Source organism: Pedobacter psychrodurus (assembly GCF_004331735.1).
In the GTDB taxonomy this organism is placed as follows: Bacteria; Bacteroidota; Bacteroidia; order Sphingobacteriales; family Sphingobacteriaceae; genus Pedobacter; species Pedobacter psychrodurus.
In genome coordinates, this window is sequence record NZ_SJSO01000003.1 from 26,713 (window position 1) to 38,162 (window position 11,450).

General features: G+C 40.6%; 8 protein-coding genes. 5 read left to right on the forward strand and 3 right to left on the reverse strand.

From position 1 onward, the window contains the following. Nucleotides 1-17: 17 nt before the first annotated feature. Nucleotides 18-485, forward strand: a complete 468-nt coding sequence (locus EZ456_RS03800) for an Lrp/AsnC family transcriptional regulator (RefSeq protein ID WP_131527990.1) — start codon at nt 18-20, stop codon at nt 483-485. A 350-nt stretch (nt 486-835) separates the two neighbouring features. On the opposite strand, the gene EZ456_RS03805 is transcribed toward EZ456_RS03800, so the two are convergent. Further along, nucleotides 836-1,426: an RNA polymerase sigma factor gene (locus EZ456_RS03805; protein WP_131527462.1), complete on the reverse strand. Its 591-nt coding sequence runs from the start codon at nt 1,424-1,426 to the stop codon at nt 836-838. Nucleotides 1,427-1,572: 146 nt separating this feature from the next. Here EZ456_RS03805 and EZ456_RS03810 point away from each other — a divergent pair, with 146 nt between their 5' ends. From EZ456_RS03810 to EZ456_RS03825, 4 genes are all read left to right on the forward strand, one after another. Next, nucleotides 1,573-2,733, forward strand: coding sequence for a FecR family protein (locus tag EZ456_RS03810; protein WP_165501230.1), 1,161 nt, complete (start codon nt 1,573-1,575; stop codon nt 2,731-2,733). Nucleotides 2,734-3,171: 438 nt separating this feature from the next. Further along, the gene (locus EZ456_RS03815) at nt 3,172-6,381 is read left to right on the forward strand and encodes a SusC/RagA family TonB-linked outer membrane protein (RefSeq protein WP_394343139.1); all 3,210 of its coding nucleotides are present in this window, start codon (nt 3,172-3,174) and stop codon (nt 6,379-6,381) included. A gap of 20 nt (nt 6,382-6,401) precedes the next feature. Next, entirely contained in the window at nt 6,402-7,835 is a 1,434-nt protein-coding gene (locus EZ456_RS03820; protein ID WP_165501232.1) for a RagB/SusD family nutrient uptake outer membrane protein, read from the forward strand. A gap of 141 nt (nt 7,836-7,976) precedes the next feature. Beyond that, entirely contained in the window at nt 7,977-8,837 is an 861-nt protein-coding gene (locus EZ456_RS03825; RefSeq protein ID WP_131527470.1) for an ROK family protein, read from the forward strand. Between the two features lie 377 nt (nt 8,838-9,214). On the opposite strand, the gene EZ456_RS03830 is transcribed toward EZ456_RS03825, so the two are convergent. Both EZ456_RS03830 and EZ456_RS03835 read right to left on the reverse strand, forming a co-directional pair. Continuing rightward, nucleotides 9,215-10,609, reverse strand: coding sequence for a serine/threonine protein kinase (locus tag EZ456_RS03830; protein ID WP_131527472.1), 1,395 nt, complete (start codon nt 10,607-10,609; stop codon nt 9,215-9,217). Beyond that, nucleotides 10,606-11,400 (reverse strand): FHA domain-containing protein, encoded by a 795-nt coding sequence (locus EZ456_RS03835; protein ID WP_225876457.1) that lies wholly within the window; start codon nt 11,398-11,400, stop codon nt 10,606-10,608. The genes EZ456_RS03830 and EZ456_RS03835 overlap by 4 nt, the downstream gene beginning before the upstream one ends. Nucleotides 11,401-11,450: the final 50 nt, after the last annotated feature.

An 11,450-nucleotide genomic window follows, 5' to 3' on the forward strand; every position in this document is an offset into this window, starting at 1 on the left:
TCAATTTGTTAATGTCTATGACACACGGAGATTTAGATCAGGTTGATGTAGAAATATTAAAATTGCTGCAGCATGATGCCTCTTTAACCCATAAAGAAGTATCATTGAAGTTGCATAAATCTATTGCCACCATCCACGAACGCATAAGAAGATTAAAGGAGCAAGGCTACATTAAAAGAATTGTGGCCATTCTCGACCGGAAGAAAATCAACAGAAACCTGATCGCCTTTTCACATGTACTGTTGAAGGAGCATACGGCTAAAACCCTGATTGAATTTGAAACTGAAGTTTCTAAGTTTAGCGAGGTAATGGAATGTTTGCAGATGACCGGCGCACACGATTTCATTCTCCGCATCGCTACAAAAGATATGGATGACTACCACGAATTTCTGCGGAATAAACTTGCTACATTGCCAAATATTACCACTGTTCAAAGCTACTTTGTACTCTCTGAACCTAAAAGCGAAACCGCGTACCCTTTGTAGATTGTGTTCATTGTAGCCGGCTTGTAACTTGGCAGATTTTTGATATCAATTACAAATCAGATCGAAACCTGACTGGCTCAAATCCGCTGCGTGTTTTAGGTGGTTTTAATAAGCCATTGTTTGAAGTGGTAGAGGAATGGAAGGAACGAAAGCAAAATTCTCCAACGTTAACGTTTAAATATTTTGCAAAATGAGTTAAAGTATTCCTAGAGTGAAATTCATTTCCGTAAATTACCATTGCAACATAATGTCACCAGCGATTTTTTCCATTGATAAGATGAATGCATAGCAGTTGTCTGTTGTTTTTGGACCCAATATCCGTCTGTTAAGCCCCTTGTTTTTTTATTATTTTACATGAAAATCAGTAGAATTCCTGAATATTTTAAGCTCTGTCTTAGATGTTTCAGTGCTGCGGTAAGCTGGTTCTCAACAGTCCGTTTCGAAATATTGAGTTTTAGTGATATTTCAGAAATGCTCAGGTTTTGCTTCCTGCTCAATAAATAGATTTCCTGACACCTTTTCGGAAGTTCAATGAGCCTGGCCGTGATCATGGAATCAAATTCTTCCTCATTAATCTTTTCATCCCCTCCGTTGCCTGTTAAAAGGTTTCCTGTTATAAGGGATTGTTCAACCTTTCCCAAATCTTCAACGTAGTTGAAAAGTACGGCATTGATCTGCCGTTTTTTTCTGATCGAACGGTAATTGGCGCTAGTGAGCACGTAGTTTTGAAATGAAACGATATTTAATTTTTTTCTATTGGTCCAAATATTCAGGAAAATATCGTGGGTGATCTCAAGTGCATATTCTTCATCTTTAACATACCTGTAGCAGACGGCATATACTTTGGTCCAGTGGCGTTCAAAAAGCGAGTTGAACGCTTTCTCGTCATCTAGAAGTATAAGCTGTAAAAGTTCAGGATCGGAATAGTCGCTCGTTGGCATATGTTTGTTTGTAATAAAGCTATGATTTATTAATGGAAATTAAAAATTCAGGTATTTTGCATTTTTTTTTACTTTTTTATGTGTGTGCTGGTCAAAATCGGTGTCTATATATTAAAGGACCAAATTTAAACCCTATTCGCCAGGTAATGACAGAAGATCAATATCTTTCCCTTTGTGAGAAATATCTAAGAGGAGCATGTACGCCCCAAGAAGAAGCTATACTTTTGGCCTATCAGGAGGCACAGGGTCTGTCAGACCTTTCAATGACCCTGGCGGATGAGGAACGTTTGGGTAAACTGCTTCAGGCAAGGATCCAGGATAGTATCAGAAAACAATCACCGGCAAAAGGCTTTTTGAGTATCAGACGCTTGAACTGGCAGGTTGCAGCTGCATTGGTAGCATCGCTTTTGCTGGTTATCTATTTGGGAACAGACCTTTTTAAGAGACAAAAGTTTGAAACGGGCACAGTGCTTGTTAAAAAGAAGGAAATTGGCAATAGAGACATATCACCAGGTTCTGCAAATGCGGTACTGACTTTATCCAACGGAGAAAGCATCAAACTTGATGGCTCCACAAACGGGATAATCAGCAGGCATGGAAATACCGCTATTTCTAAATCAGGTAATGGGTTGGTTGTATCTGCTAATGGCATGAACCAAGAAAACGACGCCTTGAACAAGATTTCGATACCACGGGGTGGAAAATATGATATTACGCTTCCTGATGGTACCAGGGTGTGGTTGAACTCTTCTTCTTCATTAAGTTTTCCAACAGTATTTTCAGGTGGAGAGCGTAAGGTTATTCTTACCGGTGAAGCTTATTTTGAAGTGGCTAAGAACAAAAAAATGCCCTTTAAGGTTGATGTGGCCGGCAAACAGGAAGTAGAAGTGCTAGGTACGCATTTCAATATTACCGCTTTTACCGGAGATGGGGATATTATGACCACCTTACTGGAGGGGGCCGTAAAAATCAATTATAAAAAGTCTGCTACCCTGCTCAAGCCTGGCCAGATGGCAATCAATAACCTACAGAACAATATAAAGGTAATGCCTGCAGACCTTGAAGAGGTAATGGCGTGGAAAAATGATATGTTCATATTCAACAATGAAAATATCGGCTCTATCATGAAAAAAATATCAAGGTGGTATGATGTAGATGTTGAGTATAAGGGAGACATGTCGGATATCAATTTCGACGGTAACTACTCACGCGCCAAAGGTCTTAAAAGCCTGCTGAAAAATATCGAATTAACAGATAAGGTATCTTTTGTAATCAAAGAAAGGAGGATCACAGTTATAGCTAAATAAATACCTGAAAGAATCCAAAAACCGGAAGTGCTTGAGACCACTCCCGGAATTGATTAGTGTCAAACTAATTAAGGATCACAACAACTGTTTAACCAACAACTATTTAATCCTAACCAAATGTATAAAATTTTTACTGCACTTCAGTGCGGGGATATATCTTGCTATACGCAAAAAATCCTTCGAGTTATGAGACTTACAGTCATTTTAATAATGGTCGCCTTTTTACAGGTCAGTGCCGGGAGCTTTGCCCAGCAGGTAAGCATAAATGTAAAGGATACCCCTTTAAGGGAAGTCCTAAATCAACTAACTAAACAAACAGGCTATAACTTTATCTGCGATGCAAATGTCATCAGCGGTGCTGCCCCTGTTACCGTCAGATTTAAGAATACGGCACTCCAGAAAGTTCTGGAAGCCTGTTTTCCCAGCCAGACTGTCGAAATGGTATTTGGCGATAATTCAACCATCGTGATCAAAAAAAGGGCCCAGCTCGTGAAACCCTTACCACAGATTATTGTGGTTATAGGTAAGATAACAGACAACAAGGGAGTTGGTTTACCCGGGGTAAGCGTTTTGGTAAAAGGAACCAAGATTGGTGTGGTATCAGATAATACTGGAGCCTATAGCATCAAGGTGCCCGATAACAATTCAGTACTGGTATTTTCTTTTATTGGCCTGGTTAGTCAGGAAGTGCCAGTAGGTGATAAAACGGTTATCAATGTAACCATGGTCGATACACCGCAGTCACTTGGTGATGTGGTCGTGGTGGGATATGGCTCGCAGTCACGCACAACAGTTACCTCTTCTATTACCAAAGTAGAAGGAAAAAATATAGGTAACCAGCCGGTAAGTACGCCTGGAGAGGCATTGGCAGGATTAGCTGCTGGTGTGCAGGTGCAATCCGATCAGGGTGGCAAACCAGGTGCAGCCCCCACCATCAGGATACGTGGAGTAAGCTCGCTAAGCTCATCTAATGATCCTTTATACGTAGTTGATGGCTATCCACTGGAAACTGCTGCAAATTTTAATCTGATCAATCCCAGCGACATAGAATCGGTTGAAGTATTAAAAGATGCTGCTTCTGCTGCTATTTATGGATCAAGGGCAGCAAATGGAGTTGTTATTGTTACAACCAAAAGAGGTAAGGCAGGAAAAACGGTATTTTCGGTTTCGGCCTATTCTGGTATACAGGAAGTAAACAAGTATATTGATGTTTTAAGTAAAGATCAATATGTACAACAGGTAAAAGCCTTAAGCCGGATTAAAAATTTACAGTATCCGGCTATTTTGGATGGCGATATTTCAGCACTTCCTGATGTAGACTGGCAAAAAGAAATTTTCAGAACTGCGCCAATCAACAACTTCGAATTTAATGCATCAGGCGGTAGCGAAAAAGTTCGCTTTAGTGCATCAGCAGGTGTTTTTAAGCAAAAAGGTGTTTTAATTGGTACTGAATATACCAGGTACAATACGCGTTTAAATCTGGATGCAGACATTGTGAAAAATGTGAAATTTGGATTTTCAGTTTCCCCGTCATTTTCAGAACAGTACAGGCAGCCATCATCGGGCCAGGCGAGTGGTGCCGGAGCAAATCCGAACGATTTTATTATTGGTGTACCAGGATTACTTGCCGATTTAAACTTGCCAAGTCCGCTTAACCAGGCTTTAACTTTTCAGCCTATCGTGCCAGTATATAGAGCGAATGGCGATTTTGCACAACCTTACGACAGAGAATTAAACTATAATCTTTCCCCAACTGCTGTATTCTCGGCATCCAACTTTTATAATCCTGTGGGGATACTTAGCCAGTCTATTAACCGATCGAGAGCTTTCAGAACTTTAAGTAACGCATTTTTAGAATATACACCAATAGCAGGTTTAAAACTGAAAACCTACATTGGCGCAACTTTAGAGAATGAGCAGGTTCATGGTTATATTCCAGGTACTATGGCTTACAGTTCAGCACCTACAGCATCAGGAGCAAGCCCTCAGTTGGCTGGTATTTTTGCTTCAGATAATGTGCGCAATAGTTTCGATTGGGTTTGGGAAAATACAGCTACTTATGATAAGCAAATTGGCAAGCACCATTTTAATGTGCTTGGGCTATTCTCAGCTCAGAAATACGAATCGCAAATTAATTACACTGCAGGTTTGCCAGGTACGTTTATCACTACATCAGTTCAAAGCCCGTTGGCCTCGCCAAATACCGTAGGTACCGAGCGTTTTGATGCCAATACCTTTGTTTCCTATGCAGGTAGGTTTATCTACGATTACAATAAGAAATACTTGTTCACCGCCGCTGTACGTCAGGATGGTTCATCGCGTTTTGGTTCAAATAATAAATTTGCCGTTTTCCCATCTTTCTCATTGGGTTGGAGGCTTGCTGAAGAACCATTTCTAAAAGAAGCATTATTAAAAATTGGTATCAATGAGTTTAAATTAAGAGGTGGTTACGGCCGTACAGGAAATGCCAATATTGGCAGTTTTACTTATGTTAATCAGATTAATTTAAATACAAATTATGCATCAGGCAATACCAGACTTTTTGGTACACAGCAAGCAGGCTTTGCTAATCCCGATTTAACCTGGGAGAAGAACGACCAAACCAGTCTTGGAACTGACATTGGCCTGTTGCAAAATAAAATCGTTTTAACTTTCGATTATTTTATCCGTAACTCTAACGGAATGCTGCTTAATAAAGCTTTGCCCTTAGCCATTGGTTATACATCGTCATTGCAATCGAGTGTTTACAACTCAACTTACCAGGCTAACTTAGGTAAACTTCAAAATAAAGGTTTTGAGTTTACGGCCAATACCAACTTTAAACTTGGAGCCGTAACCTGGAATGCAAATGCCAATTTCTCGACTTACAAAACCAAAGTGTTGGATTTAGGAGGTCCGAGTGCATTACCAGCAGTTAGGGCAATTAACGGATGGAATAATGTATACCAGGTAAAAGTTGGCGATCCATTAGGTTATATGTATGGATATGAGATTATAGGTGTATTTAGAAATGCCAGCGATCTGGCCAATAATGCAAAAGCTACCTCAGGTAATAATATTGGAGATCCAATTATCAAAGATCAGAATGGAGATGGGAAGGTTGATGCTAACGATGTGACTAAATTAGGGCATGGATTACCGGACTTTACGTATGGGTTGACCAATAGTTTTCAGTATAAAAACTTCGACCTGAGTATTTTAGTTCAGGGTGTGCAAGGGGTGAATATTATTAATGGTAACAACAGGCAAACCATTACGGGTAATCACAACCAGAACTCATTGGCTAAATATTTTAATAATTATTATGATCCTGCATTTCCTGATAGGGACGTGCTTTATGCCAGTCCTATAGCTACAGGAGCATTGCCAGGGCCTGCATTGACCAATTTAGCTGTCGAAAACGGTTCATACTTACGTGTTAGAAACATTACCTTGGGTTACAGGCTTAGTGATAATTTACTGCGCAAACTATCTATCCAGTCTGCAAGGTTATATGTAACTGCTCAAAACCCATTTCTGATAACTAAATATTCTGGTTACAATCCCGAGGCGAACATTATGGGGGGAGATCCTACAACACCTGGAGTAGATCAAGGTACATACCCTACTGCACGCACTTTTATTTTAGGTATCAATTTTGGCTTTTAACCGCATTAATAAAAATGATCATGAAAATTAATAAAATCATCATATGCTGTATATCCTTGCTTACTTTAAGCATGGTTATTACTTCCTGCAAAAAGTCTTTTGTAGAATTAACACCAAAGGGAATTGTTCCTGTAAATACTTTTTATGCTACAGAGATAGATATAAAATCGGCGCTTACCGGTGCATATAGCAGTTTGCGTCCTATTTATAATGAGCAATATGGCTTTGGCGAACTCCCTTCAGATAATGCCCAAACTTATGGCGAAAGTGAAGTGCTTTACGGTGAGCAGGATAAGCTAACCTGGACTGCCAATTCGACCAATTTACAGAACGCATGGGCCAGATTTTACGCAACCATTGCTTATGCCAATATTGTGCTTGACCACGTTGCTACACCACCAATGACCACTGCTAACCGTAATGGCTACATTGGGCAGGCAAAGTTTCTTCGTGCTTTAATGTATTTTAATTTAGTTAGGATGTTCGGCGGGGTTCCGTTGGTATTAAATGAGATTACCTCAGAGCAACAGGCTTATTCATACAACAGGGTAAGTGCTGCTGCGGTTTATGCCCAGATAGAAAAAGACCTGGCTGAGGCCGCTGCCGTATTACCTGCAAGCTATACGGGGGCTGATATTGGCCGTGCAACGAGTATTGCAGCTAATGGCCTGCTTGGTAAAGTTTATATGTTTCAAAATAAATTTACCGAAGCCGAAACCATTTTAGCAACCGTGGTTGCAACTGCAGGTACATTATTGCCTTACGATCAGATTTTCGGATTGGGAAAAGATAACAACAGAGATATTCTTTTCTCTGTTCAATATCTTGGCGGCGGTTTTGGTGAGGGAAATACTTTTGCAAGAAGCTTTGTGCCGCAACCATCGGGCACAACAATTACTGCTGTAACCGGTAACAGTAACAACAGCGGGACAAAAGATTTATATGATACTTTTGAAGCGGGAGATAACCGTTTAAATACCGCAATTGGCATATATAGCGCCGGAACTTTGGTGTATTATTACGCCAAGAAATTTGTATATCAAAGTGTTGGTGCCAATAGCGAGGGTGATAACGACTGGCCGGTTTTGCGTTATAGTGATATTGTTTTATTGTATGCCGAAGCCTTAAACGAAAATGGTAAAACCCCTCAGGCACTTACGCAACTAAACTTGGTCCGTACACGCTCTAATCTAACTGCTAAATCTGGACTATCACAGGCTGATGCAAGAACAGCTATCCAGCATGAAAGAAGGGTAGAGCTTTGCTTTGAAGGGGAGAGATGGTTCGATTTGATCAGATGGGGGATAATGGTCAATGTAATGCAGGCCCATAAAACCAATTATGTATCGGCAAACGGCTTAATTGGAAATGTAGTGCCAACATTAGCATTATATCCTATACCCACCAGAGAAATTCAGCTCAACCCAAAATTAACCCAGAATCCGGGATATTAAATTTATGCCTTCCCAAGAGCGCTGTCCCTTGGGAAGGCATGCCTTTGTCCTGCTTGCCAGGGCATGGTTCACTATGGTTATTTAAAGAACCGATAAATAACAGGAAGTGAAAAAAGGTTTCTTTACTTAAACAGATTCAATATGAAAAATATAGTGATGGGTGTTGATATAGGTGGATCCCATATTACTGCCCTTTTGATTGATATAGACAAAAAAGAAGAAATTCAGGGTAGCTGGTCACGTGAAAACCTGGATTCAAATGCTTCTGCAGATAGGATAATCGATGCATGGGCAGCCACAATAGAGAAATCGATCAGAAGCTACCAGTTGTTTCCTGCCAGGATCAATATTGCCATGCCCGGACCGATGGACTATCAGAAAGGCATATGCAAAATTAAAGGGCAGGGAAAGTATGAAGCACTTTATGGCCTGAATATTAAGAATATGCTTGCCATCCGGCTCGGCCTGTCATCATCAGATATCAATTTTGTAAATGATGCTGCCAGTTTTCTGAAGGGAGAACTTTTTAAAGGAAGTTTGAATAATGTTAGCCAGGCCATTGGTCTAACCCTGGGCACCGGGCTTGGAACAGCACATACAGAAAACGGATGTGTAAAAGATACAGACCTTTGGAAAATGCCCTTTTTAAAAGGAGTCGCTGAAGATTATATTTCAACCCGATGGTTTATTAAGCGATTCCATGAAATGACCGGGATTAAGGTGATGGATGTGAAAGACCTGGTGGATAATCATAAGGGATCTCCGTATTTTAATGCTGTTTTTCTGGAATTCAGCGTTAATCTGGCTAAGTTCCTCTATAAGTTCATCAGGATAAAAATGCCGCTCGCTGTAGTAATTGGTGGTAATATTGCAAATGCCGAAGAATTCTTTCTGGAAAATACCAGGCGTTTCTTAGCCAGCAAAATGGGATATAGTTTTCCGGTAGAAAAATCTTTATTAGGTGAAAAAGCCACATTATTAGGGGCTGGGGCAAGCATATAATATTTAGATCGGGGTTAGAGGCTCTGGGTGAGGAAGATGCCTTAACCTCAAACTATGTCAGGTGAAAAGCCAATTCCGCTATAGTTGAAACCTTTATTGTTGAATATGAACACCATCACTTGTATAAGATAACCAAAGGCCTTTTTAACCCAATAACCTAAGTTCGATTAATAATATGCCTTTAAGGTGTATTTTATGAGTATTGTTTACTAGTGACGTCACCCTGATCCGATAGCTATCGGATCACCATGACGATCGCGTTGGTCTATAAAGAGCTAAAAAACAATTATTTTGGCTCAAGTATAATCGAACTCAGGTTAATAGCACTAAAGTAAGTTTATTCTAAAAGAACCTTCAGGTCTGCTGTAGCGTCACTTTTAAAATATCCCAAAAAACTTCTTCTTTTTCTTTTGCTTACCGTTCTGTTTTCTGGCTTTTTCGGCAGCTTTTATTTGTTGAGCCGATTGCATTTTTGCTATTCGGATGCTGTCTTCCCTAGCTGTTAGCAGCCCTTGTTTGTATTGTTGATTGGCGATTTCGAACGGTGATTTGTAAGGCGTTGTTGGCAAGGTCGCTACAACATTATTCCTGGGCGTAGCTAAATTGTAAACTAGAAAGGCGATAACCAACACGCAGGCCGCAACGCAGCCCAAAAAAGCCGTTTTTGAAGCATGAATGTAATTTTCCTGGTAGTACCCACCGGTCGATTTATTGTATTTTATTCCGGCCTTTAGGGCCAGGGGTTTCAATGTTGCCAATTCTTTTTCAAGCTTTTCGTTCTTTTCCTTTGTCTCATTATATAATGCAGCATATTGTAGGTCTTCGTTCGGTAAGGTATTTTCCGTAAGCCTAAAGTCTTGTGGTGCAGATAATATTCCAACTGTAACTGCCTGATGCAATTCCATTCCATTGGCATATCGTTCAAGGGGATTTTTTTGTAGGCACCGCCCAATCAACTCGAGTAACCAATGTGGTACCTGCATTTCCTTATCCAATACATCGGCCTGAAATGTATTTTCCAGATTGCTTTTACGAAGTAACATGGCATCTGGAATTTCCTTTTCAAGATGCCCGATCATTACCGTATTGCGGGCGGTATCGCCACCTCCTTCGAGTGGGAATGGGACCTGTCCGGCCAAGAGTTCGTATAAGATGATGCCATAACTATAAATATCTGTTTGTAACAGCATTTTTCCTTCATGCTGTTCTGGTGCCATAAATTCTATTGCTCCAGCATGGCGTATGCTTGTCCTGCGCTGCTCTTCACTCATAATGGCAAGACCAAAATCCAATAGCACATAATTGGCAGTCTGCACATTATACTTCACATTATTGCTTTTAACATCGCCATGTTTAACATCAACCTGATGGCAGTGTGCAAGTGCAGCAGCCAATTGTTCCGCTACTTTTAACGTTTCTTTAACCGTGAAAACTTTTTGATGCGGAGGCAACAGCAGTTCGCCAAGCTCCGGGCCTTCAATGTATTCCATTTCTATATAAGGGAACGATCCGCTATCGGTAATCCCTGAGCTCAATATCTTCACCACATTCGGGCTGGAATGGGTATTTACCTGCTGTAGTTTGTTAACCTCATTCAGAAAGTTCCGGTAGTTTTTGTCGCTTTCATCTTCCACGTAGATCGGTGTAGGAATGAGTTTGATTGCAGAATAAACCGGCCCCATGCGCATCCCTTTGTAAACAGAACCCTGCCCGCCAGTTTTTAATGCACCAAGATTTTGTAGCCCTTCGGCAATAGTAAAAATCTTACTCATGGTTTTGGCTGAAAACTAAACTCCAATACGACCGATTCACCTAAAATAATCTGATCTCCCTCCTCTAATTCCTGTCCAATCTGTGTGGCATGGAGTTTTACTGTCTGTTCGGTGAGCGCAGAACGCAGCTTGACTTTATTGCGTGGAGGTATACCACCTTCATCTGCGAAGATTACGAATTTGGCGAGGTTTTTATCCCATTCAATGTGAGCGTGCTGTCTGCTGATGTATTTATTCCGTTCATCATCACTTTCCGAAGGAAATGCAATGTGGTTGGTGCGGAAATAACCTTCGTCAGACTGTGCCTTTTCATCTCTGCCGATATTGTATTTTCCACCCTCAGAACTTATTTCGTAGTTTGGTTGCAAAGTCTTACCGCTAAGTGCTTTCAGGTAGGCTTTAGCCTGCTGCTTTACAAAATGGGTTTTGGTTTTGACGAAAAGTGCTACCGGCAGCTTCTGCATTTTTACTGCGTCGTCCGGAAAAGCTTCTTCAAAAGAAAGTGTAAGCGCCCAGCTTGCGGGTAAATCCAGGGAATAGTCATCGCTTATGCGTTGTATCTCATTTTTTAGTTGATCAGGATCCTCGGTAAATATGGCAGCTTCATATACATGACGCTCTGCAGAGGTACAGTTGATATAAATACCCAAACCTTTGATATTTGCTCCTTCACCGCCCTCCGCTTTTTGTAACTCCTGCTTCACAAATTGTAGTAATGCGTGTCTGATTCCCTTCACATCATCAGGATGTTCCCCACTTCCGCTTTTGAATAAGTCGAATATCATTTTCATCTGTATATATTGTTGGTACTTTGCTACTGTGTTATCTTGATTATTGAACT

Bases quoted from the DNA above. Each gene is read 5' to 3' on its own strand.
- EZ456_RS03825 (WP_131527470.1), top strand. From the start codon at position 7,977: ATGAAAAATATAGTGATGGGTGTTGATATAGGTGGATCCCATATTACT.
- EZ456_RS03835 (WP_225876457.1), bottom strand. From the start codon at position 11,400: ATGAAAATGATATTCGACTTATTCAAAAGCGGAAGTGGGGAACATCCT.
- EZ456_RS03810 (WP_165501230.1), top strand. From the start codon at position 1,573: ATGACAGAAGATCAATATCTTTCCCTTTGTGAGAAATATCTAAGAGGA.
- EZ456_RS03800 (WP_131527990.1), top strand. From the start codon at position 18: ATGACACACGGAGATTTAGATCAGGTTGATGTAGAAATATTAAAATTG.
- EZ456_RS03815 (WP_394343139.1), top strand. From the start codon at position 3,172: ATGGTATTTGGCGATAATTCAACCATCGTGATCAAAAAAAGGGCCCAG.
- EZ456_RS03820 (WP_165501232.1), top strand. From the start codon at position 6,402: ATGAAAATTAATAAAATCATCATATGCTGTATATCCTTGCTTACTTTA.
- EZ456_RS03830 (WP_131527472.1), bottom strand. From the start codon at position 10,609: ATGAGTAAGATTTTTACTATTGCCGAAGGGCTACAAAATCTTGGTGCA.
- EZ456_RS03805 (WP_131527462.1), bottom strand. From the start codon at position 1,426: ATGCCAACGAGCGACTATTCCGATCCTGAACTTTTACAGCTTATACTT.